This window comes from Streptomyces noursei (genome assembly GCF_016917755.1).
In the GTDB taxonomy this organism is placed as follows: domain Bacteria; phylum Actinomycetota; class Actinomycetes; order Streptomycetales; family Streptomycetaceae; genus Streptomyces; species Streptomyces yunnanensis.
Map to the genome: position 1 here is coordinate 3319829 of NZ_CP070326.1, position 23419 is coordinate 3343247.

At 74.0% G+C, this 23419-nt stretch carries 21 protein-coding genes; 9 read left to right on the forward strand and 12 right to left on the reverse strand.

The window, feature by feature from the left end; genetic code table 11:
- Positions 1-119: 119 nt before the first annotated feature.
- Complete coding sequence (locus tag JNO44_RS14650) at positions 120-803, reverse strand: FadR/GntR family transcriptional regulator (protein WP_039641802.1); 684 nt, start codon at positions 801-803, stop codon at positions 120-122.
- Between the two features lie 173 nt (positions 804-976).
- Here JNO44_RS14650 and JNO44_RS14655 point away from each other — a divergent pair, with 173 nt between their 5' ends.
- Both JNO44_RS14655 and JNO44_RS14660 read left to right on the forward strand, forming a co-directional pair.
- Positions 977-1936: a dihydrodipicolinate synthase family protein gene (locus JNO44_RS14655; protein ID WP_205364518.1), complete on the forward strand. Its 960-nt coding sequence runs from the start codon at positions 977-979 to the stop codon at positions 1934-1936.
- 115 nt (positions 1937-2051) lie between these two features.
- Positions 2052-2693 carry a hypothetical protein gene (locus tag JNO44_RS14660; RefSeq protein WP_205364520.1) on the forward strand — a complete coding sequence of 214 codons (642 nt, stop codon included), beginning with the start codon at positions 2052-2054 and terminating at the stop codon, positions 2691-2693.
- 60 nt (positions 2694-2753) lie between these two features.
- Here JNO44_RS14660 and JNO44_RS14665 read toward each other — a convergent pair whose 3' ends face one another.
- Entirely contained in the window at positions 2754-3005 is a 252-nt protein-coding gene (locus tag JNO44_RS14665) for a hypothetical protein (RefSeq protein WP_205364522.1), read from the reverse strand.
- Between the two features lie 67 nt (positions 3006-3072).
- Here JNO44_RS14665 and map point away from each other — a divergent pair, with 67 nt between their 5' ends.
- Together map and JNO44_RS14675 are read left to right on the forward strand one after the other, a co-directional pair.
- Positions 3073-3930: a type I methionyl aminopeptidase gene (gene map / locus JNO44_RS14670; protein WP_205364524.1), complete on the forward strand. Its 858-nt coding sequence runs from the start codon at positions 3073-3075 to the stop codon at positions 3928-3930.
- 174 nt (positions 3931-4104) lie between these two features.
- Entirely contained in the window at positions 4105-4770 is a 666-nt protein-coding gene (locus tag JNO44_RS14675) for a biliverdin-producing heme oxygenase (protein ID WP_205364526.1), read from the forward strand.
- Between the two features lie 10 nt (positions 4771-4780).
- On the opposite strand, the gene JNO44_RS14680 is transcribed toward JNO44_RS14675, so the two are convergent.
- The gene (locus JNO44_RS14680) at positions 4781-5551 is read right to left on the reverse strand and encodes a PhzF family phenazine biosynthesis protein (RefSeq protein ID WP_240167540.1); all 771 of its coding nucleotides are present in this window, start codon (positions 5549-5551) and stop codon (positions 4781-4783) included.
- A gap of 192 nt (positions 5552-5743) precedes the next feature.
- On the opposite strand from JNO44_RS14680, the gene JNO44_RS14685 reads away from it, so the two are divergent.
- Positions 5744-6727, forward strand: coding sequence for an SCO2278 family lipoprotein (locus tag JNO44_RS14685; protein WP_235093164.1), 984 nt, complete (start codon positions 5744-5746; stop codon positions 6725-6727).
- A 93-nt stretch (positions 6728-6820) separates the two neighbouring features.
- On the opposite strand, the gene JNO44_RS14690 is transcribed toward JNO44_RS14685, so the two are convergent.
- The 5 genes from JNO44_RS14690 to JNO44_RS14710 all read right to left on the reverse strand — a co-directional run bounded on the left by JNO44_RS14690 (position 6821) and on the right by JNO44_RS14710 (position 11928).
- Positions 6821-7561 carry a bifunctional DNA primase/polymerase gene (locus JNO44_RS14690; protein WP_205364527.1) on the reverse strand — a complete coding sequence of 247 codons (741 nt, stop codon included), beginning with the start codon at positions 7559-7561 and terminating at the stop codon, positions 6821-6823.
- A 140-nt stretch (positions 7562-7701) separates the two neighbouring features.
- A complete protein-coding gene (locus JNO44_RS14695) occupies positions 7702-8331 on the reverse strand; it encodes a TetR/AcrR family transcriptional regulator (protein ID WP_039637077.1) in 630 nt (209 codons plus the stop codon).
- 107 nt (positions 8332-8438) lie between these two features.
- On the reverse strand, positions 8439-9392 hold the full coding sequence (locus JNO44_RS14700; protein WP_205364528.1) for a small ribosomal subunit Rsm22 family protein: 954 nt from the start codon (positions 9390-9392) through the stop codon (positions 8439-8441).
- A gap of 53 nt (positions 9393-9445) precedes the next feature.
- Positions 9446-10537, reverse strand: a complete 1092-nt coding sequence (locus JNO44_RS14705; protein ID WP_240167541.1) for a serine hydrolase domain-containing protein — start codon at positions 10535-10537, stop codon at positions 9446-9448.
- A 65-nt stretch (positions 10538-10602) separates the two neighbouring features.
- Complete coding sequence (locus JNO44_RS14710) at positions 10603-11928, reverse strand: multidrug effflux MFS transporter (RefSeq protein WP_205364529.1); 1326 nt, start codon at positions 11926-11928, stop codon at positions 10603-10605.
- A gap of 154 nt (positions 11929-12082) precedes the next feature.
- Between JNO44_RS14710 and JNO44_RS14715 the strand changes: the two genes are divergently transcribed.
- Both JNO44_RS14715 and JNO44_RS14720 read left to right on the forward strand, forming a co-directional pair.
- Entirely contained in the window at positions 12083-13015 is a 933-nt protein-coding gene (locus JNO44_RS14715; RefSeq protein ID WP_235093169.1) for an SDR family oxidoreductase, read from the forward strand.
- 53 nt (positions 13016-13068) lie between these two features.
- A complete protein-coding gene (locus JNO44_RS14720) occupies positions 13069-13971 on the forward strand; it encodes a PhzF family phenazine biosynthesis protein (protein WP_205364530.1) in 903 nt (300 codons plus the stop codon).
- 76 nt (positions 13972-14047) lie between these two features.
- Here the strand turns inward: JNO44_RS14720 and JNO44_RS14725 are convergent, their stop codons facing one another.
- The 4 genes from JNO44_RS14725 to JNO44_RS44425 form a co-directional block, all read right to left on the reverse strand.
- Positions 14048-14449, reverse strand: a complete 402-nt coding sequence (locus JNO44_RS14725; protein WP_205364531.1) for a hypothetical protein — start codon at positions 14447-14449, stop codon at positions 14048-14050.
- A 229-nt stretch (positions 14450-14678) separates the two neighbouring features.
- Positions 14679-15212, reverse strand: a complete 534-nt coding sequence (locus JNO44_RS14730) for a hypothetical protein (RefSeq protein ID WP_235093171.1) — start codon at positions 15210-15212, stop codon at positions 14679-14681.
- A 190-nt stretch (positions 15213-15402) separates the two neighbouring features.
- Positions 15403-17451, reverse strand: a complete 2049-nt coding sequence (locus JNO44_RS14735; protein ID WP_205364532.1) for a PIG-L family deacetylase — start codon at positions 17449-17451, stop codon at positions 15403-15405.
- A 17-nt stretch (positions 17452-17468) separates the two neighbouring features.
- Positions 17469-19142, reverse strand: a complete 1674-nt coding sequence (locus JNO44_RS44425; protein WP_275695805.1) for a stealth family protein — start codon at positions 19140-19142, stop codon at positions 17469-17471.
- 437 nt (positions 19143-19579) lie between these two features.
- On the opposite strand from JNO44_RS44425, the gene JNO44_RS14745 reads away from it, so the two are divergent.
- Both JNO44_RS14745 and JNO44_RS14750 read left to right on the forward strand, forming a co-directional pair.
- Complete coding sequence (locus tag JNO44_RS14745; protein WP_205364534.1) at positions 19580-20575, forward strand: hypothetical protein; 996 nt, start codon at positions 19580-19582, stop codon at positions 20573-20575.
- Positions 20575-23406 carry a stealth conserved region 3 domain-containing protein gene (locus JNO44_RS14750; RefSeq protein ID WP_205364536.1) on the forward strand — a complete coding sequence of 944 codons (2832 nt, stop codon included), beginning with the start codon at positions 20575-20577 and terminating at the stop codon, positions 23404-23406. Before JNO44_RS14745 ends, JNO44_RS14750 begins: the two co-directional genes overlap by 1 nt.
- Positions 23407-23419: the final 13 nt, after the last annotated feature.

Sequence of the window (23419 nt, forward strand, 5' to 3'; positions counted from 1 at the left end):
TGTCGGCAACGGCACCACCGACGCGGGGTGAAATCCCGGTGAATGGGATGATCGCGACAAAAACCGGTACCCCGACGCCCCCGCGGCCGGCGCCGGGGCGCCCGGTTCCCGGCCGGCGGCTACGCGGTCAGCCGGCGCCGGATGCCGTCGAAGTGCCGGTGCATCGCCGCGACCGCCCGCTCCCCGTCGCCCGCCTCCAGGGCGTCGACGATCTCCGCGTGCTGACGGTAGGTCACCTCCGGGTCCGGCCGGACGTCGGCGAGGTCCTCGCGGACCCGGCGCAGCGCCGCCCAGAACGCGTCCAGCACCTCGCTCAGCAGGTGGTTGCCGAGCGACCGGTACAGCGCGAGGTGGAAGGCCCGGTCGGTGGCGCTGAGCACCTCGCCGCCGCGCGCCTCCTCGGCCATCCGCTGCACCAGCCCCTTGAGGACCGCGAGGTCCTCGGCCGGCAGGCCGCGCGCCACCGTGCCGATCAGCCCCGCCTCCAGGGCCTCCCGGACCTCCATCAGCTCGTACAGGCTGGACTCCCCCTGATGGTGGCGGACCGCGGCCCGGAAGGCGACGCCCTCGACGAACGGTTCGAGGGTGAGCGCGCCGACGTAGGTGCCGAAGCCGTGCCGGATCTCGACGATCCGCATGGCCTGGAGCGCCTTGAGCGCCTCGCGCACCGAGTTGCGGCTGACGTCGAGCATGGCGACCAGCTCGGTCTCCGTGGGCAGCGGATCGCCCGGCGTCAACCCGCGGTCCAGGATCAGCTGCTTGATCCGTGCCTGGACGTCCTCGGACATCGTCCCTCGCGCCATCCTCATCGCCCTCTTCCGTCTCGCGCACCTCATGTGCCGCGCGCCGCCGCCCCGTTCGGCCCGTTCCGGGGCGGAAGTCCTTGACCGGGTGCCTGCACGCATGCCTATTGTGAACCGCGATATCGGACATCCCATGTCTGATGTCCCAGCTCAGAGCAGCCCTTGGAGCCCCCATGGCACTCACCGCCCCGCTGCACGGCGTCATCCCTCCGGTCTGCACCCCGCTCGACCCGCACGGCGAGGTCGACACCGCCTCCCTCACCCGCCTGGTCGGCCGCCTCCTCGACGCCGGCGTCCACGGCCTGTTCGCCCTGGGATCCACCGGCGAGGCGGCCTATCTGACCAACCATCAGCGCGCCACGGTCCTGGAGACGGTGGTCACCGCCACCGCCGGCCGGGTCCCGGTCCTCGCCGGGGTCATCGACACCACCACCGCCCGCGTCCTGGAGCACGCCCGGACCGCCGTCGCACTCGGCGCCGACGCCCTGGTCGCCACCGCCCCCTTCTACGCCCGCACCCACCCCCGCGAGATCGCCGCCCACTTCCGGCACCTGCGCACCGCCACCGGCCGGCCGCTGATCGCCTACGACATCCCGGTGTCCGTGCACAGCAAGCTCTCCCCGGCCCTGATCCGCGAACTGGCCGAGGACGGCACCCTGGCCGGGCTCAAGGACTCCAGCGGCGACGACGGGACGCTGCGCCGGCTGCTGGTCGCGCTCGGCGGCCGCACCGCCCGGCGCACCGGCCCCGCGCCGGCGTTCGCCGTCCTCAGCGGCTCCGAACTCACCGCGGACGCCGCACTGTTGGCGGGCGCGGACGGCGTCGTCCCGGGCCTGGGCAACATCGACCCGACCGGCTACGTCCGGCTCTACGACGCCGCCCGCGCCGGCGACTGGCCCCGGGCGACCGCCGAGCAGGAGCGGCTGGTCCGCCTCTTCGACCTCACCGACACCGGCCCGGAGGACGAGATGGGCCGCGGCTCCTCGGCGCTCGGCGGCTTCAAGGCGGCGCTCCGACTGCTCGGCGTGATCGCCTGCCGCGACACGGCCGTGCCGCAGCTCCCGCTGAGCGAGGAGTCGGTCGCAGAGGTGGGACGTCGGCTGACCGAGGCGGGGCTGCTGCCCGCCCCGTGAGACGGGCGGCGCCCCTTACACCACCGGAGCCGGGTCGGCAACGGATGCCCCGAACGGGTGATACCCACCGCACCCGGCCCCCTCGGGGCCCGTCCGTGCGGCACCATGCCGCGCCATGGATGCCGTACGCGTCGCCCTGTTGCGCGAGGTCCTGGCCGGGACCGAGTGGATCGAGGCCACCCGCCGCTTCGCCGGTTCGCTGCGGGCCGCCGTCGCCCCGCACGGCGGCGGTCTGCTGCTGGTCGGCAGCGCCGGCTACGAGCCCTGGCACCTGGCCGCCCACCTGGACGACGAGGCGGCCTGGTCGGGGCTGCCGGAGCTGTCGCCGACCCTGGTCCGTCACCGGGTCCCGGCCGGGGCGCCCGCGCACCTCGCGGTGGGTCCGGGCCGGCTGGCGGCGGCCGGGCGCGGTGCGACGCTGCTGGTGGTGACGCCGGAGTCGCCGGACGCCGGGCTGCTGGAGAAGGTGCACGACGCGCGCCGCAACGGCGCCACGGTGCTCGCCCTGGACTCCGGCGACCGCGATCTGCACGCCCTGGCCCACGACGCGCTGATCGCCGCGCCACCACCGGGCGACGGGACGGCCGCCCCGGATCCGCCGCGGCCCCCGGACCTCGACCTGGACACCGTCCAGCACCTGGTCAGCGCCGCCGCCGGCGAGAACAGCCGGCCCGGGCCGTGGCACCACCGAAGGTTCCGCGACCGCCTGGCCCGCCTCGCCGAGGCGCTGGCGGCCCCGCCGCCCCCGCGCTGGTGAGCCGCGGCCCGACCCCGAACCGTCGGTCGGACACGCCCCGGGCGTCCCGGGACAGCACACCTAGGGCGTCTCGTCCCCCTCGCCCTTGCCGCCCTTGTCACCCTTGCCCATGTCGTGCCACCGGGGGTCGGTCTCCCACTCCAGATTCCGCTCGCGTGCGGTCTCCATGGCGTGCGCCGCCTCCTCGCGGGTGGCATACGGGCCGAAGCGGTCGGCGGCGCGGCACTGGGGCCCCTCCTCGACCGTGCGGTGCTCCAGGCAGTAGAACCACTCGCCGGGCTTGCCGACCGTCCGCCGCTTGAACAGCGCCATTGCCGCCTCCTGTGCGTGACTCCCGTGCCACCATCCTGCCCGACGGCCCGCGGATACACTCGCTGGCATGTCTGGCCAGTCGCTTCTTGTCCCGGGGAGCATCTCCCCCACCCGCCACGTCCCCGCCTCGATCGCGCGCCCCGAGTACGTCGGGAAGGCCGCGCCCACGCCCTATACGGGACCGGAGGTGCAGGACGCCGAAACGATCGAGCGGATGCGGATCGCCGGCCGGATCGCCGCCCAGGCGATGGCGGAAGCCGCCAAGCACATCGCGCCCGGCGTGACCACCGACGAACTGGACCGGGTCGCCCACGAGTTCATGTGCGACCACGGCGCGTACCCGTCCACGCTCGGCTACCGCGGCTTCCCCAAGTCCCTGTGCTCCTCGGTCAACGAGGTCATCTGCCACGGCATCCCCGACTCGACCGTCCTCAAGGACGGCGACATCGTGAACCTGGACGTGACCGCGTACATCCACGGCGTGCACGGCGACAACAACGCCACGTACCTGTGCGGTGACGTGGACGAGGACTCGCGGCTGCTGGTGGAGCGCACCCGGGAGGCGCTCAACCGCGCGATCAAGTCCGTCCGGCCGGGCCGCCAGATCAACATCATCGGCCGGGTCATCGAGTCCTACGCCAAGCGCTTCGGCTACGGCGTGGTCCGCGACTTCACCGGGCACGGCATCAACTCGTCCTTCCACTCCGGCCTGATCGTCCCGCACTACGACAGCCCGCACCACACCACCGACATCAAGCCCGGCATGACCTTCACCATCGAGCCGATGCTGACGCTGGGCACGTACGAGTACGACATGTGGGAGGACGGCTGGACCGTGGTCACCAAGGACCGGAGGCGGACCGCGCAGTTCGAGCACACCCTGGTGGTCACCGAGACCGGGACGGAAATTCTTACGCTGCCCTGATCCGGACGGGAGTAGCGTTTTTACCGACAGGCTGTCGGGAACAGGTTGACCAGGGACCGCCCTGCGTAGTTAGGTAACCCTAACCTGACGGCTGCGCGCGCCCGTCGGCCTGTTCCCTGACCGCACCGCGCGCTCCGCCCCTGTCCGCGCTCTCCCGGCCTCCGGAGGTCCGCCTTGGAAGCGTCCAGCCCGACCCCGTCGTTCTCGACGGCCATCCGCACGGCCTCGCACGAGCAGCACACCGAGGCCGAGAACTCCGCGTTCATGAGCCACCTGCTGGGCGGCGAGCTCGGCGTCGCCGCCTACCGGCGCTACACCGAGCAGTTGTGGTTCGTCTACCGCGCGCTGGAGGACGTCCCGCAGGAGCTCGCCGCGGACCGGGTCGCGGGCCCCTTCCTCCGCCCGGAGCTGGCCCGCACCGTCGAGCTGGAGCGCGATCTGGCCCACCTCGGCGGCCCGGACTGGCGCGCCGGCCTGGCGCCGCTGCCGGCCACCGCCGCCTACGCCGAGCGCATAGCCGACTGCGCCCGCGACTGGCCGGCCGGCTATGTCGCCCACCACTACACCCGCTACCTCGGCGATCTCTCCGGCGGCCAGATCATCCGCGGCACGGCCGAGAAGACCTGGGGCTTCGCGCGCAAGGGCGACGGCGTCCGGTTCTACGTCTTCGAGGGCATCGGCAACCCCGCCGCCTTCAAGCGCGAATACCGCGAACTGCTGGACGGGCTGCCGCTGGACGACCTGGAGAAGCAGCGCGTGATCGACGAGTGCAAGCGCGCGTTCGCGCTGAACAGCGCGGTCTTCCGGGAGTTGGGCGAGGAGTTCCCGCGCACCGCGTGAGGGGCGTCGTTCACGGCGCCTGCGGCACCCCGGCGCGCACCCGGCCGCCGATCTCGATCGTCCCGTCCGGAAGGGGCCGGGTGAACAACTGCGAGCCGGCCCCCTGACGGATGTCCAGGGGGCGGCCCAGCTGATGCGTCAGCAGAAGGGCGGCGGCGCCGGTGGCCTCGTCCTCCACAACGTTGTCGCCGCGCCGGGGGAAGCCCCGGGCGCGGACCGTGCCCGCCGCCTCGTCCTGCCAGGCCCAGGCGTAGAGCCAGCCGTCGCCGGGCGGTGGCGCGGGCAGCGCGTCGACCTCGGCGGCCGAGCCGTGGCGCTCGGTGCGGCGCGCGGTGACCCACTCGGCGCGGGCCCGCACCCAGGTGAGGTCGCCGTCGTGACGGACGGCCACCTCGCCGGCCGGCGGGCGCAGCGACCGCACCGGCCGACCCGAACTCCGCAGCAGCCAGGCGAGACCGACCAGGGGGTGCCCGGCGAACGGCAGGCGGACGCTGGGGGTGTGGATGTCCACGGCGCCGGCGGCCGGGTCGTCGCCGATGTCGAGCGCGGCGTCAGCCGCTCCAGTGGAGCCGGTGCGCGCACCGGGCGGATCGAGGAACACCGTTTCGCTGTAGCCCAGTTCGGCGGCGAGGGCAGCCCGATCGGCCCGGCCGGGAAGGGCGGCGCCGTCCAGGACGACGGCCAGCGGGTTGCCCCCGCCGCCGTCCGGTCCGCAGAAGACCCGCAGCAGGTCCACGCGGGCGGCGGTGCCGGGCCGGTGCGCTTCGCTTCGTTCGTTCACCCCCGCATTGTCCGCCGCCGCCTGGGCACCGCCCGCCGCGGGCCCCGCCCCTCGGGCCCGCGCGAGGGCGAACGCCCCCCGACCCCCGCGTACGCCGTCGGCCACCGGGTATGGTTGCGCCGAATCCGTGCCACCCCGGCGGCCGTCCGTCCGCCCCGGTCGCCCCGGTCGCCCCGAAGGAGCCCGAGCCCCATGACACGCAGGTCGCCGTTCCGGGTGCCCGCAGCAGTGACGTCGGCCGCCGCCGCGCTGGTCATGCTGAGCGGATGCATGACGGTGCACGGCGAGCGCGAGGTGCTGCCCGCGGTGTCGCAGGCCGACGCCGCCAAGGCGCTCAAGCAGTTCACCGACGGCTTCAACAAGGCCAACCGCACACTGGATCCGACGGTGAACACCTCGATCGAGTCCGGCGCGCTGCTCGCCATCGACCAGGCGCAGATAAAGGCCGCACACGGCGTCCGCCCCAACGGCAACCCCCACTTCAACCCGCTCTCGTTCACGGACACGCACTTCACCGTGCCCAAGCAGAAGGGCTGGCCGCGGTTCTTCATCGGGGACGGGCTCAGCAACCGCCGGGACCGCAGCGGCGAGAACACCCGCTGGTTCCTGGTGTTCAGCCGGGACAGCATCCGCGCGAAGTGGCGGGCGACGTACCTCGCGACGTTCCCCGGCAACAACGCCCCGGAGCTGAAGGTCACCGGCGGCTACGCGGAGCCGGTGCCGCTGGACGGCTCGTCGGGGCTGACCGTCGATCCGGGCAAACTGAGCCAGGCGTACGTGGACTATCTCAGCACCGGTAAGGGCGACTTCGCGCCGGGCCAGGAGACCGACCAGTGGCGGGCCCGGCGGGCCCAGGGCGCCAACCAGCCCGGGGCGCGCATCCAGTGGGAGGACCAGGCGTCGGATCTGCCGCCGGTGGCACTGCGGACCACCGACGGCGGGGCGCTGGTGTTCTTCTCGACCGTCTACCACCAGCAGAAGACGGTCTCCCAGGGCCTGATGATCACGGTGCCGCCGGAGCTGCGCGGGATCGTGGAGGGGCCGATGAAGAAGACCATGCGGATGGCGTTCACGACGGTGTCGGGCCAGGCGGTCACGGTCCCGGCGAAGAGCGCCGGCGGCAAGATCACGGTGCTCAACCGGATCGAGGCGAAGACCGCGGCGAAGGCGCTCTAGAGGATGGGGCGGGCGCCGCCGGACGAGCGGCGCGTGCGCGGGAGTGAGGGGCCGTCGGGCGACCGGCGGCCCTTTTCCGCTGCCGGGGGCGGGTCAGCGGCCGATCGGCCAGGCCGCCGTCTCGTGGTCCGCTTCGTGGTCGACGAACGCGGCGCAGGCGTCGGTGAGGGTCTCCAGCAGCGTCAGCGGGTCCGGCAGCGGAAGCTCGGGGCCGCGCAGCCAGGTCACCGCCGGCTGGTCGCCGGGGAGGGCGGACGGCGGCAGGAGGACGTAGCTGCCGCGGCAGTGCCAGCGGAAGCCGGGATGCTCGTCGAGGGTCTCGGGATGGCAGTCCAGCTCGCACGGCCACCACTCGTCCTCGTCGTCGGGGGTGCCGCGGGTGGCGGTGAAGAACAGCATCCGGCCGTCGCCGAAGCCGGCGCCGCTGAGGCTGACCGGGCCGACGTCGACGCCGGCCGCCTCCAGCCGGCCGAGGGCGCTGCGGCCGGCCTCGACGGGGACGTCGAGGACGTCGTGGGCCATGCCGGTGGCGGTGATGAAGTTGGCCTGCGGGAGGGTGCGGACCCAGGCGGCGACCTTGTCGCGGTCGGTGGTGGCGACGGTCTGCCAGCCGAAGGAGACGGGGTGGCGGCCGGGGGTGGGACAGCCGATGCGCTCACAGGAACAGCCGTAGCCGGAGGGGTGGGCGGCGGGGGCGACCGGGAAACCCGCGTCCACCGCCGCCATCAGCAGGTCCTCGCGGCCGCGCGCGGCCGCCGATCCCGTGTCCGTATCGCCGCCCGATCCGCTCCTCGGCCGGCGCAGCCACTGGGAGAACCTGCTCTTGCGTTCCATCAATCCCCTCACTTCGAGCGGTGGTCTGGGGTCAATGCTGCCACCATCCTGGGCGCCAGGTGACCGGTGTGCGGATCCGGGGTGAACGCGGTACGGGCGAACAGGGCATTTCACGCCAACGCCGCCCGCCGCCCCGGGCGTCAGTCGCGCCGGCGCAGACCGCGGAGCACCTGGTCGACGAGGGTGTCGACGAAGGCGTGGGTCAGCTCCCCGGTGCGCATCAGCCAACGCTGTGAGAAGGGACTCAGCAGCATCTCGGCGCCGATCCGGAGGTCGACGTCCGGGTCCAGTTCGCCGGCCTCCCGGGCGGCGCGCAGCCGCTCGACGTAGAGGCGGATGCCCGGTTCCATCAGGCGGCCGACGAAGCTGCGGGAGAGCTCCTCGTCGTTGGTGCCGGCCGCGACCAGGGCACGGTAGGGGGCCTGCCAGGCCGCGTCGTTGAACTCGTCGACGGTGGCGCGCAGAACGGCCTTGAGGTCGGCGGCGAGGTCGCCGGTGTCGGGGAGTCCCTCGTGCTCGTAGGCGTCGGCGGCGGAGCCGAAGGCGTCGAGGAGGACGGCGGCCTTGGAGGGCCACCAGCGGTAGATGGTCTGCTTGCCGACGCCGGCGCGGGCGGCGATGCCTTCGATGGTGAGCTTCTCGTAGCCGACCTCGCCGACCAGGGCGAGGGCGGCCTCGAAGATCGCCTGGCGGGAGCGTTCGCTGTAGCGGCGGGTGGGGGTGCCCCCGGCGGAGCCAGGGGGAGCGTCGGGGGCTGCTTTGTTGGCCATGGGCGGGAGTGTAACGAGGAGAGGCGAGACGTATCGTCTCAACGAGACGGGTCGTCTCGATCGAGCCGGGGGCGGCGGGCGGACGCGCCCCCGCAGCCGACCTCGGTTCAGTGCGGCCAGGCGTCGCCCCAGGCCGCGTCGCGGGCCTCGCGGTAGGCGGCGCCGTGCCGCTTGGTGACGGTGTCCCGGCGCAGGGCGTCGTCCGCGGTGCACAGGTCCAGCAGCACCTGGCCCTTGCGGATCTGCGGCCTGCGGACGACCCGCGCCGCGGCCGGCTCGGCCGGGAGGCGGGTGGCGGCCACATAGCTGAACTTCTCGTCCTCGTAGGCCAGGGAGCCGCCCTTGACCTGACGGTGCAGCGAGGAGCGGCTGACCCGGGCGGAGAAGTGACACCAGTCTTCCCCCGGGACGACCGGGCAGGCGGCGCTGTGCGGGCACGGCGCGACGATCCGCAGCCCGGCGGCGACCAGCTGCTCACGGGCTTCGCAGATCCGCAGATAGCCCTCGGGGGTGCCCGGTTCGATCAGGACCACGGACCGGGCGGCAGCGGCCGCGCCGACCACCGCGCGACGGTCCTCCGGACGCAGCTCGCCCAGCACGTAGGAGACGGTGACCAGGTCGGTGTCCTCGGGGAGGGTGAGGCCCTCGCCGAGGGACTGCCGTCGCCAGGTGACGTCCGGCAGGATCCCGCCGGCCAGTTCGCGGCCCAGGTCGAGTGCGGGCTGCGCCCAGTCCAGGACCGTGCTGCGCGGGCCGTCCCAGGTGGCGGCGGTGGCCCAGGTGGCCGCGCCGGTCCCGCCGCCGACGTCGACGTGGGTGGCCGGGGACCAGTCGGGGACGCGGGCGGCGAAGGCGGTCAGCGCGGCCCGCACCGCCTCGAAGGTGGCCGGCATCCGATAGGCGGCGTAGGCGGCGACATCGCCGCGGTCCCGGAGCACCGGGGCGTCGGTGGGGGTGCGGCCACGGTAGTTGGCGATCAGCCGCTCGACGGCCTGCGCGGCCTGCTTGGGCGGCAGGCCGTCGAGCAGGCCCGCCAGGGCGGCGCGCAGTTCGTCGTGCATTCGGGAAAGTCTACGGGGGTCCCGGGCCCGGGCCACGCCGGGCCGGAACGGGGTCAGGACCGGCCCGAGGGGTCGGCGTGCGCCACCGCGCGGGCGAGGTGGGTGGCCGCCGCGGCCCGCGGCGCGCTGCCGCCCGACCGGCGCCGGGGGTGGACGGTGTTGGCGAGCAGCACCAGGAAGGTGTCGGTGGCGCGGTCCAGGACCAGGCTGGTGCCGGTGAACCCGGTGTGCCCGGCCGCGCCCCGGCCGGCCAGCTCGCCCATGAAGTACGGCTGGTCGACGGCGAAGCCGAGGCCGGGCGGGTCGAGCAGGGCGGCGACCGCGGCCGGGCCGAGGATCCGTGCGGTGCCGTACGCCCCGCCGTTGAGCAGCGTCCGGCACAGCACGGCCAGGTCCTGGGCGGTGGAGAACACCCCGGCGTGCCCGGCGACGCCGCCGAGCGCCCAGGCGTTCTCGTCGTGCACCTCGCCGCGCAGCAGGCCCCGGTCCGCCTTGGCCCACGGCCGCCGCTGGTCCTCGGTGGCGGCCACCCCCTGCGGCGCCAGCGGGCCGTAGCAGGTGCTGGTCAGGCCCAGCGGACCGGTGATGCCGTCACGGACCAGGGCGTCCAGGGGACGGCCGGTGAGCCGCTCCAGCAGCAGCTGGAGGGCGATGAGGTTGAGGTCGGAGTAGCGGTGCGCGCCGTACGGACCGCCGGAGGGGGCCGCGGCCTCGGCCCACAGCAGCGCCAGTTGGTCGGCGCGGCCCCGGTGGTCGTGGAAGGGCAGCTCGGGGGCGAGGCCGGAGGTGTGCCGGAGCAGGTCCCGGACGGTGATGCCGGGGACGAAGGCCGGCAGGTGGGCGGCGACCGGCGCGTCCAGGGCGAGCCGGCCCCGCTCGGCCTGCTGGACCGCGGCGATCGCGGTGAAGAGCTTGCTGAGCGAGGCGAGGTCGAAGACCGTGCCCACCCGCATCGGCTCCCACAGGTCGCGGGGCAGGTCCAGGCCGCGGTCCCGCTCGGGGTCGTAGCCGCGGTAGCGCACCGCCCAGCCGGCGGCGGCCTCGGCGGCGACCACCGGGCCCCGGCCGGCCAGCACCACCGCTCCGGCGCACCATGGCGGACGGCCTTCGGGCAGTGCCCGCACGCCGCTGACCAGCCGATCCATCCAGGCGGGGTGCAGTCCCGCCGCGGCCGGTGTGCCGGGCTTCAGTCTCGGGGCGTTCGGTGCTTTCAGAGCCCATTCCTCTCGCCGGCGGTGCGTTCCTCCTTACGCTGCCACGGACGGCACATTCCCAGGAAGCTCACGAGCGCGAGAACGGCGCACGACAGTTGCACGACGGCCATCGGAACGGCCGTCCGTTCGCCGGCGATGCCCACCAGCGGCGAGGCCACCGCACCGAGCAGGAACGTCGAGGTGCCCAGCAGCGCGGAGGCGGAGCCGGCCGCGTGCGGGGTGCGCAGCAGCGCCAGGGTGTTGGTGCTCGGCATGACCAGGCCCATGGCGGACATCAGCACGAACAGCCCGGCGGCGATGGGCACCAGCCCGACCTTCCCGAAGGTCCCGGACGACATCAGCAGCAGGGCCGCGCCGGCCAGCGCGATCGCCACCAGGCCGACGCCGAGGACCTTGTCCAGGCCGACCCGGCCGACCAGCAGCTTGCCGTTGACCTGGCCGACCGCGACCAGCCCGACGGAGTTCAGGCCGAAGAGCAGGCTGAAGGTCTGCGGGGAGGCGCCGTAGATCTCCTGGACGACGAACGGCGAGGCGGAGATGTAGGCGAAGAGCGCGGCGAAGGCGAACGCGCCGACCAGGAGGTAGCCGGAGAAGACCCGGTCGGCGAGGAGGTCGCGCATGGTGCGCAGGGCCGGGCCGAGGCCGCCGGGCTGTCGGCGCTCCGGCGGCAGCGTCTCGTCCAGCCGGCGCCAGACGAGGAGGGTGAGCAGCACCCCGACCACGGTCAGCACGACGAAGACGCCGCGCCAGTCGGTGACCCGGAGGATCTGGCCGCCGATCAGCGGGGCGACCACCGGCGCCACCCCGGAGATCAGCATCAGCGTGGCGAAGAAGCGGGCCATCGCCACCCCGTCGTACAGGTCGCGCACCACCGCCCGCGCGATGACGATGCCGGCCGCGCCGGCCAGCCCCTGCAGCAGGCGGAAGGCGATGAGGAGTTCGGCGTCGGTGGCGAGCGCGCACAGGGCGGTGGCGAGCACGTAGACGACCATGCCGATGAGCAGCGGCCGGCGGCGGCCCCACTTGTCGCTCATCGGGCCGACGATCATCTGCCCCAGGGCCATGCCCGCCAGGCAGGTGGTGAGGGTGAGTTGGACGGTGGCGGCCGGGCTGTGCAGGGCGGCGGTGACCTGCGGCAGGGCCGGCAGGTACATGTCCATGGAGAGCGGCGGGACCGCGGTGAGACCGCCGAGGACGAGGGTGACGAGCAAGCTGGTGCGGCGGGCGGCGACCGGAGCGGCGGGCGCGTCCCGCCCGGATATGGCGGGCTGGCCGGGGGCGTCGTCCCGGGTCTCGGCGGCGGGGGCGCCGGACTCTGTCATGAGCGTCTCCATGAGTCGGTGATGGCGGCACCATGGTGGCACGCGGCGGACACCGCCCGGGGCGCCAGGACGCAGTCCTTTGGTCCTAAGCCCGCCGTCAACTGCCGCCCGGTTCGCGCCCGGTTCGCGCCCCGTCCGCCGTTACTCTGCCGGCATGGCATATGACACAGAGCGGGCAGGGTCGGCACAGGCGACACCGGTGGCACGGGCCGGGCAGGTGGGCAGTACCGCGACCGCGGCCCGGCCGACGCTCCCGGCGCCCTCCTCTCGGGGCCGGGCCCCGCGGACGGCCGCGCTGCCGAAGGAGGCCAGGGAGGACGGCGCGGCGGGCCGCAAGGTGGCGCTGGTCACCGGCGCGGGTTCGGGCATCGGCCGGGCGGTCGCCCTGGCACTGGTCGCCGACAACTGGACGGTGGTCCTGGCCGGCCGGCGACCCGACGCCCTGGAGGAGACCGCCCGCCAGGTCGGGTACGCGGGCATCGAGGGCCCCGCGGTGCTGCCCGTCCCGACCGACGTCACCCGCCCCGAGGAGGTCGGCGCCCTCTTCACCACGATCCGCGACCGGTTCGGCCGGCTGGACCTGCTCTTCAACAACGCGGGCGCCTTCGGCCCCCCGGTCCCGGTGGAGGAACTCTCCTACGACGACTGGCGGGCGGTGGTCGACGTCAACCTCGGCGGCGCCTTCCTGTGCGCCCAGGCCGCGTTCCGGACGATGAAGGAACAGGACCCGCAGGGCGGCCGGATCATCAACAACGGCTCCGTCTCCGCCCATGTGCCCCGGCCGCACTCGATCGCGTACACCGCCACCAAGCACGCGATGACCGGCCTCACCAAGTCGCTGTCCCTGGACGGCCGTCCGTACCGGATCGCCTGCGGCCAGATCGACATCGGCAACGCGGCCACCGAGATGACCGGCCGGATGCAGGCCGGGATCCTCCAGGCCAACGGCCGCACCGAGATCGAACCGGTGATGGACGCCGCCGACGTCGCCCGTACGGTCGCGCACATGGCGGCGCTCCCGTTGGAGGCCAATGTGCAGTTCGCGACGGTGATGGCGACCGCGATGCCCTACATCGGGCGGGGCTGACGCACCGCGGCCCGCCCGGGAATAGCCGGGCGGTGACGGATGGTTCCCCGGCCATGACACTCGACACCGCCGCCGGGGGCCCGGCCCGCACTCCCGAGATCCTGCGCTACACCGCGTTCTCCGCCGACCCCGCTGGCGGCAATCCGGCCGGGGTCGTCCTGGACGCCACCGGGCTGGACGACGCCGCCCAACTCGCCATCGCCGCCGAACTGGGCTACTCCGAGACCGCGTTCCTCACCGCGCCGCCGGAAGGGCTGGGCGAGCCCGGTCGGGCGTTCACCATCCGGTACTTCAGCCCGCTCGCCGAGGTCGCCTTCTGCGGCCACGCCACGGTCGCCACCGCGGTCGCGCTGGCCGAGCGCCAGGGCCCCGGCGACCTGGTCTTCGCCACCCAGGCCGGCCCGGTCCCGGTCACCGTCGCCCGGCACGACGGCGCCCTGCGGGCCACCCTCACCAGCGTCGAACCGCGCATCGAGCCGATCGCCCCGGCCGACCTCACCGAGGCGCTGGCCGCGCTGGACTGGCCGGCCGCCGATCTCGACCCGGCGCTGCCGCCCCGGATCGCCTACGCCGGCGCGCGCCACCTGGTCCTCGGCGCCGCCACCCGCGCTCGACTGGGCAAGCTCGACTACGACTTCGACCGGCTGGCTGCCCTGATGCGCCGCCTCGATCTGACGACCCTTCAGCTGGTGTGGCGGGAGGGCGACACGGTCTTCCACGTCCGCGACCCGTTCCCGGTCGGCGGCGTGGTGGAGGACCCCGCGACGGGCGCCGCGGCCGCCGCCTTCGGCGCCTACACCCGCGCCCTGGGCCTGGTCACCGCCCCGGTGACGCTCACCCTCCACCAGGGCCACGACCTCGGCCGCCCGGGCCTGTTGACGGTGGAGCTGCGGTCCGGCGACCCCCGCTCGCACGTCAGCGGCACCGCCGCCCGGATCTCGGCGACGGACGCCTGAGGACGCGGGGGCCTCGGGGCGCGGATCGGCGCCGGGGCGTGCGGGTGCGGGTGGACGCGGCGGCCCCGCCGCCCGTTCACCCGGCGCCCGGCAGGTCCCCTCCCGGCCCCCCGCACGCCCCGCCCCGCGGCGCGCAGGACACCGTGATCACGCCCTGCCCGGCGCCGCCGGCCGGCCGGACGCCCGCCCCGCCCTCCCGGTGCCCCGCGCCGAAGGTGTCGTCCCGCCACCCCAGCAGCGCCGACGCCACCACCACTATCAGCACCAGCACCACGAAGATCAGCAACGGCCGGGCCCGTACGAGCAGTTGACGCACCCGCCCGGAGCCGCGGTTCGCCGTCCGGCCCCCCGCGGCCCTCCCCGGCGCCCTCCCCGGCGCCGTCCCCGCCCGCGTCCTCGTCCCCGGACCGCGGTGCCGTCCCAGCGCCCGCGCGATCCGTCTCTTCCAATACACCAGCCGGTAGTAGTGCTTCAGCACCTCGGCTCCCCCTCGTGTGACTGCCCGGGAAGCCACGAGGGTACTGCCCGCCGGCGCCCCCGGCGCCCGCTCGTGCCGGCACCGGGCCCGCCCGCACGCCCCGATGGACACCCGGCGGCCCGGCGGTCGGCACGGCCGCGGAGACGGCGACCGGCCTCCTCATGAGAACGGCCCCGCTCCGACCCCCTGAGCAGGCGGGGGCGGAACGGGGCCGGTACGGCACCCGCCGTCAGCCGAGGCCGGGCAGCCCCTTGAGCGGCAGCTGGTCCGTGGACGGCAGCCCCTTGGTGGGCAGGGCGCCGGTCGCCGCCTTCCCGGACAGCGCGTCCGTCACCGCCTTCCCCGGCAGCCCGTCGGTCAGCCCCTGCCCGCCCTTCCCGGGCAGCGCGTCGGTGGGCAGTCCACCGAGCAGTCCGCCGTCGGCGGTGGCCGCCTTCGCCGTCTGTCCCAGCAGGTCCCCGGCCGCACCGGCCGTCGCGCCCGCCGCCTCCGCCGCCGGCGGCGTCACCTTCGCCGCGGCCCCGCCGACCGCCGCGGTCTCCGCGGGCACCACCTTGTCGACGGCCTTGCCCTGGACCCCGCCCGCGACCTGCGTGGCCTGCTGCGCGGCCCCGTCCGCCACGCTCCCCAGGGCCCCGGGGTCCACGTTGCTCAGCCCGCCCAGGTCGGGGGTCTTCGGTACGTCGGCGGCGTGGGCTCCGGCAGCCGACCCCAGCGTCATCGCAGCCGCGGCCATGCCCACTGCCGTCAGAACTCGTCGCATCAAGGCTCCTCAAGGAATGAGATGTGCTTGTGTGATGAGAACGATGAGCTGCGCACCCGGACACGCCCGATCCCCACCGGTGCGGCGCGCAGGACGGCGAGGGGGCGGACGCGTCGGCGCACACGCCGGGACCGGGCCGGGCGTGCGCCCGAACGCCCGACGCCGCGCCCCTCCCCCACGAACCTCCTGGTCAGCGGCGGTTCTGCGGTACCAGTGAGGTCGTCAGCGTCGCGTTCGGCGCCAGGCGGGCGAGGACGGGACGGCCGGCGGCATCGGTGGCCAGGGCGGCGGCGCCGACCACCGCGCCGGTGAGGGTCTGCCACCGCGGGGCGTGCCCGGCGCCCAGGGTGGCCAGGCTGGTGGTGCCGTCGTTGTTGCCGGCGGCCAGGAGCACGTCGCCGGCCACGGGATGCAGGGCGAGGACCCCGTAGCCGCGGGCGACCAGACCGACGCGCTCGCCCTGCCAGGTCGCGCCGCCGGCCGGCAGCCGATGGACCAGCGGGCGGGCGGACTTGGCCTCGCGGAAGGCGAGGAGGAGCGAACCGTCCGGCCGGGCCAGCGCGGTGGGCGGGTCGGCGGGGCTCGGCAGGCCGGTACGGCGGAGGAAGAACCTCCCACCGGGGTGCTCCTGCTGCCAGTGGTGGACGGTGTTGTGCCCGGACCCGAAGACATGGACGCACCCCTTGCCGTCGGTGACGGCGGAAAGGCCCTCCTGGACCTCGGCGGGCTCCAGGTCCGCCCAGTCGCTCCAGGTGCCGTCGCCGCGCCGCTGACGGGCGGAGACGCCCTTGGCCCAGTTGCGGGCGAACAGCCACGTCGTGCCGTCGGCGTCCCGGGCCACGACGGGACCGCCGACCCGGCGGCCGTGATCGGGGGTGCGGTCGGGGGTGCCGAGCGAGGTCCAGGGGCGGAACGGGCCGCCTGGGCGCGGCTGTTCGGCCATGACGATCTCGCGGCGGTTGTCCGCCGCCTTGGGGCCCAGGGCCGCGATGCGTTCGGCGAACAGCTGCCAGCGGCCGTCCTCGGTGAGGGTGGCGGACAGCCCCGGCAGCAGCCCGTTGCCGCCCAGGGGTTCGGGCGTCGTCCAGCTGCCGTCGCCCTTGCCGGTCTGCTGCCATCTGACGGCCTGTCCGGCGAGCACGGCGAAGGCGGTCAGTCGACCGTCGGGGCCCTGCCGCACCTGTGGGGCGGCGGTGGGATAGCGCAGGCTGGTGCGCTGGAGCCAGCCGGTGCGGTAGGAGCGGTTCCGGCCGACGTCGTAGTCTCCGCAGCCGGCGGGGAAGTCGCAGGAATCCGGCGCTCCGCCATAGGCGTTGAGCGCCACGGCCTTGTCGCGGACGAGCTGCGCGGGAAGGTTGTCGGGCCAACGCTCGTTGTAGTAGCCGCGGTACGCCATGACGGCGTGCAGGCGGCCCTCGCCGGGGCCCTTGTAGCGCGCCAGGGCGGCGTAGGTGAACAGCGCGGCGGCCGTGTGGTCGGGGTGGTCGGAGTAGCCGGCCTGGTCGTGGTGGCGCCGGTGCGCTCCGTCGTGCACCTGCATGTCCGGGTCGGGGTCCAGGGTCCGCACCAGCGTGGGCCGGTACCGGTCGAGGAGCTGGACGAGGACGTCGATCAGCCCGGACCGGGTGATCTTCTGGGAGCGGCGCACGGGAGAGCCCGTGCTGACCAGGGTGCTGGTGACCATCGCGGGGTCCGCCCACAGGTCCGGCAGGCCGCGCTTGCGGCCGCGCCCGACGGCGAAGTGCTGGTGCACACCCAGGAAGATCAGCTGGACGCCGGTGTGGCCGGCGAGGGTGTTCACCTCGATGAGCGTGCCGTCGGGCAGGGCCAGCGCCTGCATCCCCCAGCCCGCGTGCGGGTCGCCGGTGGCCATGAGCGCGTACGCCTGGCGCAGGCCCTGGCGGCGGGCGCCCGCGTAGGCCGCGAGGTTGGGCTCGGGCTTCGGCCGGCCCGGCACCTTGTTGACGCCGCCGGTCTCGCCGCAGTTCAGGTAGACGCTGACGAGTTGGTCGTTGGCCCCGATGGTCTGCTGGACCTCCGGGTTCATGAAGTACAGGTCGTCGTCCGGGTGGGCGAGTATCTGCATGACCCGGCTGCCGCTCCGGCCGTCGTCGGCGGCCGCCACCGCGCCGCGTCCGGCGGAGGGCAGGGAGGCCGTCCGCGTGGCGCCGCTGCACCCCGCCGCGGTGAGGGCGACAAGGCCGGCGACGAGGGTGCGGCGGGTGGGCTGTGGTCGCACAGGAGCTCTCTTGTGGGTCAGCGGGGTAGTTCGTAGCGGCTGGGCACCGGGAAGTACGACTCCAGGAAGGGCCGCAGCAGAGCCGTGCTCCGCTCCAGGTCGTCCTCCGTGGAGAGGGTGTCGTTGAGGCAGAACACCCCCTTGTCGCGCCGGAGCAGGAGCCGGTCGAGCCGGTTGGCGGTGTTGGGGTGGGCGACGTCCAGGTAGACGTACTCCACGTCGCCGGGCAGCGCCCGCCGGGTGTGGAAGGCGTAGTAGTGGTACAGCGACGACGGGATGGACAGGTCCGTCCCGCTGCGGAACCGCTGTGCGGCCGTCCTGCGGTGCTGCTCGCCGAACTCCCGCTCGATCTCGCCCAGGACGCTCCGGGTCAGCGCGTGCGGCACATGGCGCATCTTGCGGACCGGGGTCGTGCCGAAGCGCTCCTGTATCAGCGCGCGGTTGTTCTTCCCCGCGACGGAGACCGGTACGTCCTCCGGCGAGGGCGGGCCGAGCGGGACGAGGGCGGGCGAGGGGAAGAACTTGGTCAGCCCGTTGGCGAGGAAGAAGTCCTTGGGGGTCAGCTCGGCGCCGAGGAAGACGTCGTCGTTGAAGTAGAGGAAGTGCTCGGACAGGCCGTCGATGCGGTGGAGTTGGCTTTCGATGGCGTGGGAGTTGAAGGTGGGCAGCAGGGCGGGGTCGTCGAAGATCTCGCGGTGGCTGACGACCTTGATGCCGGGCCGGGAGGTGTCCAGCCAGGCGGGGGTCTGGTCGTCGGTGACGAGGTAGACGTTGCGCACCCACGGGGCGTACATCGCCAACGACCGCAGCGAGAACCGCAGTTCCTCGTGGTCGGCGTAGCGCGCGGCGTTGGCCGCCTCCTCGTGGTACGCCGCGCCGGCGAACCCGGCCCGGCGCCGCTGCCACGCGGGGTCGGCGCCGTCGACCCAGGTGTAGACGACGTCGATGGGGAAGGTGATGTCCTGGGGCACCGCCGTGGTGAACTCCTGACGGGTGCGCACCCGCACCGGTGAGGTGTCCCGCGTCCCGAAGGGGGCGGTGAAGTCGGTCATCGGGACCCGGAGGTAGGGGGCCTCGGCGGGCACGGAGTCGGTGATCGCGTTGCGCCGCGGGGCGGTCAGCCGGTCGCCCTCGCGCTTCCAGAACTCGATGTCGCAGCCGTGCTCCGGGCCCAGCACGAGGCGGTGGGCCGGGTCGGTGCGGTACCAGAACAGGCGCAGCGACGTGGCCTTGGCGTAGCGCCGCCAACTCGCCAGCCGGTACGCGGGCATGACGCGCCCGCCGTCCTCGCCGCGCGGGCCGAAGTACACGGGGCGCGTCCGGCAGAGGTCGGCGAGGGCACGCAGCACGCGCCCCCGGTCCTCGGTGGAGACCGCCACCGTGGTCCCGCCGGACTCGGCGCGCACGCAGAAGTGGTCGATGTCCGCGGCCTCCAACGCGGCGGTGATCGCGCCCAGGTTGGCGCGGCGGGCCGTCTCCGGCGAGAGCCGCTCCTCGACACAGGCGATCCGCGGGCGGCCGTCCACGGCCAGGACGACGCCTTCCGAAGCCTCGACCAGGACGCGGTGCTGGATGGCGTGGCCGGCGCAGCCCACCCGCTGGACGCTGCGGCCGACGGCCGCGGCGCTGACGAACCGCTTGACGCTGCGCCGCATTTCGGGGGAGTACCGGCCGGCTATCGCGCGCCGCATCCGCCGGGGAACGACCTTGCGGTAGACGGCGACCACGGGCGACGCCTCGGTGTTGACCCCGCCGTCGCCGCCGGGGACCGCGCCGGTCGCGCGCGGCTCGGGCCGGCGTCCGGCTGCTGCTGCGCGCTGCTCCGTGGGCCGCACGCTCTCGATCTGCTTCATTCCCTCTTGCAATCCCCCGGCCACGAAGACCGTTTTTATGGCAAATGACGTAATCTTTACAAGTACACTACCTTTAGCACGAAACGTAAATGAACGTTAAGGTGATCTTGCTTCACCGTCACGGAAGAGGGCGAATCGGGCGATGTGGATGCATCTGGTGTGAGTGATTCGAATCACGTGATCCTGGTGAATCAGGTGATTTTTTTGCCGCCGCCATGCACATGCCCGACACTGGGCGCCGGCCACCGCGCCAAGAGGAGAGATGACGAAGCGCCATGAGTGAAGCCCTGCTGTCCCATGCGGTGGCGGCGGCCAAGCGCGCCCGCCGCACCGCGGGCCGGGTCCGACGCCGTGTGGAGCAGATCAACACCGTCCCGGTGCTCGGCGCCCGCGCCCGCCCCCGACCGGCCCTGCGCCCGGCGCACCTCTCGGTACTCCTCGGCCGCACCCTCAACCTCGCGGTGCCCTGGCCTCCGGGCGCCACCGCCGTGACGGAGGCCCGCCTCGTACTGGAGCGCCGGGGCCGGCGGCAGAGCATCCCCCTGGAACGGGAACCGCAGCCGGACGGCCGGCTCCTGCTCACCGCCACCGCGCCGTTGCGCCACGCACGGCACGACGACGCCACCGCCCCCGGCCCCCGACTCGACGACGGCATCTGGCGGTTGACCGTCGCGGCGACCGACGCCGACGGGCAGGAGACCCACTACGGGATCGCCGCACCTGACGTGCCGGCCTCGGACGGCCCCACGCTCCCCTCCCCGCCCAGCGCGACCAGCGGTGCCTCCTTCCGGCCCGTGCGGTCCGTCGACGGCCACGCCATGCTCAAGGTGACCGGCCCGCGCGAGCACGCCGAGCTGATCCGCTTCGACCTGCGCTGGGACCGGGTCACCGTGCACGGCCGCCTGATCGCCGCCGGCTCGCCGCCCGACGACTACGCGGTGGAGGCGGTGCGCCGCGGCTCGGGAACGGTCCTCGCCCTCACCCCCGCCTGGGACGGCGACCGCTTCGTCTTCGACGTGCCGCTCGACGCCATGACCCGCGGCGTCGCGACCCAGCGCATGTGGGACTTCCAGCTGCGCCGCGGACGGACCCGCCTCAGGATCGCGCGTCGACTGACCGACGTGCGCCGCCCCAAGAAGGTCTTCCGCACCCCCTTCCGGACGATCGCGACGGAGGACGGCGCGCTCCTGCGCGTCCACGCCCACCTCTCCGCGGCCGGCACCTTCGCGGTCAGCTGCGCCCCCTTCCCCACCACCGAGGATTCCGCCTGATGAAGATCACGTTCCTGCTCACCTGGGGCGACGAGATGGGTGGCACCGAGATGGCCACCTACACCCAGGCGGCACATCTGGCCCCGCGCCACGACGTCGAGGTCCTGAGCGTCCTCAAGACGCGGGAGGAACCCTTCTTCACCGCCGGGCGCGCGATCCCGCGCCGGTACCTGGTCGACCGCACCGGCCCGTACGGCCGCCCGGTGCGCGACAGCGGCCTGGACGAGCAGGCGTGCCGCACGCTCACCTCGCTGCCCAGCGAACTGATCAAGCCGGCCTGGGAGGCCACCTTCGACCGGCTCACCGACATCGAGATGACCGCCGCGCTGGGCGCGCTGGACACCGATGTACTGGTCACCACCACACCCGCGCTGATGGCCGCCGCGGCCGAGCTGGTGCCCTCCCGCGTCATCACGGTCCACCAGGAGCACCGCGCGTCCCAACTGCGCGGCGTCAGTGGCGAACCGCTGCTGGTGTACGCGCCCCGGATCGACGCGCTGGTCTCCCTGACCGAGCGCACCAACGACTGGTTCGCCGATTCGCTCGGCGCCACGGCTCCCGAGCTGGCGGTCATCCCCAACGCCGTCCCCAGCGGCTTCCGGCCGCGCTCCGACCTGGACGGCAAGACCGTCGTGCTGGCCGCCCGCATGACGCCGGAGAAGCAACTCGACCACGCCATCGAGGCGTTCGCCACCCTCGCCGACCAGCACCCCGACTGGACGATGCGCATCTTCGGCGACGGGCCGCAGGAAGTGCGGCTGCGGCGCATCATCGACGGCCTGGCCCTGCACGACCGCGTCGAGCTCCTGGGCCGTTCACCGGAGATGGAGCAGGAGTGGGCCAAGGCCGGCCTGGCCCTGCTGCCCTCCCGCAACGAGGCGTTCCCGCTGGTGCTGCTGGAGGTCTTCGCCGCCGGTGTGCCGGTCATCGCCTACGACATCGTCACCGGCCCGGCCGAGATCGTCCGGCACGGCGTCGACGGCCTGCTCGTCCCGGCCGGCGACAAGGACTCCCTCGCCGTCGCCATGGACAAGCTGATGGGCGACGACGAGACCCGACGGGCCTACGGCAGGGCCGCCCGCGAGGGCGTCCACGAGCGCTTCTCGGCCGAGCTGATCACCGCGCGCTGGGAGGAGCTCTTCACGCGCCTGGTGGCCCGTCGCGAGGACCCCCGGCGGCTGGCCGACCGCGCCGACCGCACCGCCCGCCGCATCGCGGCCGGCGGCAGCCGCAGCTTCAACGTGGCCGCGCCGATCAGCGTGCTGTCCGGCTCCGCGGACGAGCAGAAGGCGCGCGAGGTGCTGCTCCAGGCGCAGGACCGCACCGGCGCCCTGGTGCGCTCCGCGGGCCGGCTGGCGGAGGTGCGCGACGACGTCCTCGCGCCGCGCATGGCCGAGTGGAACCTGGAGATCGCCACCTCCGCGCTGACCGCGCACGGCATCCCCTACGTCCTGCTGCGCGACGGCGGAACCTCCTACCGCGTCGCCGTCGAGGTCGAGCGTCGCGAGCAGGTCCTCGAAGCCCTCGCCACGGAGCTCCACGGCAAACCCGTCTACGCGGAACTGATCACTCCGCGCGGGGCGGCGCCCGGAGCCGTGCTCGCCGAACGGCTGCGCGAGGCCGGCGACGTGGCGGGCCTGCGCGTCTTCAAGCCGCTGACCACCGAGAGCCGCACGCTGCGCTACGGGCCCGCGTTCGGCTGCACCGTGGAGTTCTGGACCGAGAACGCCGAGGACGAGGAGATGCCCGGCTGGCGCAGCACCCCCCGCGGCTCCACCCTCCTCGGCCCCCGGCTGCCCTCGCTGGAGGCGGACGCGACCCTGCGCGTCGGCGAGCGCGACCACCCCACCCTGGCCGGCTTCACCGACCGCCTCATGTGGGACGTCACCTTCCCCATCGACGTGGTCTACACCTGGGTCGACGACAGCGACCCGGAGTGGCGCGCGCGCCGCGACGCCGCCAAGCGCGCCGCGGGACTCGCCGACGGCGGCGCGGACAGCGGTGACGTGCGGTTCCGCAACCGCGACGAACTGCGGTTCTCGCTGCGATCGTTGGCGATGTACGCCCCGTGGGTGCGCAACGTCTACCTCGTCACCGACGACCAGACCCCCGCCTGGCTGGACACCTCCCGGCCCGGCATCAAGGTCGTCAGCCACCGCGAGATCTTCGACGACCCCGCCCTGCTGCCCACCTTCAACTCCCACGCCATCGAAAGCCAACTCCACCGCATCGACGGCCTGTCCGAACACTTCCTCTACTTCAACGACGACGTCTTCCTCGGACGTCCGCTCACCCCGCGCTCGTTCTTCGACAGCAACGGCATGGCGCACTTCTTCCGTTCGCCCACCGCCGTCCCGCCCAGCCCGCTCGCCGAGGACGACGAGGGGTACTTCGCCGCGGCGAAGAACAACCGCGGCCTGCTCCAGCGGGAGTACGGACGCACCGCCACCCACGGCTTCCTGCACGCCCCGCACCCACTGCGGCGCAGCGTGCTGGCGGAGATCGCCGAGAAGTTCCCGGAGGAGATCACGGCCACCGCGGCCAGCCGGTTCCGCGCGACCACGGACCTGTCCGTGGCGTCCTCGCTGCACCACCACTACGGCTATCTGACGGGGCGCTCCACCCCGGCGTCCCTGACCTGCTCGTTCGTCAACGCGGGCGACTACACCCACCACACCAGGCTCAGCCGCATGCTGGCCACCCGCAGCCACGGCGTGTTCTGCATAGGCGAGTCGGCGGACGCGGAGGTGCCCGCCGACGAGCAGGACCGCGTGCTGCGCGCCTTCCTCAGCGCGTACTTCCCGGTGCGTTCGCCGTTCGAACGGTCCTGATCCGCCGCTCCGA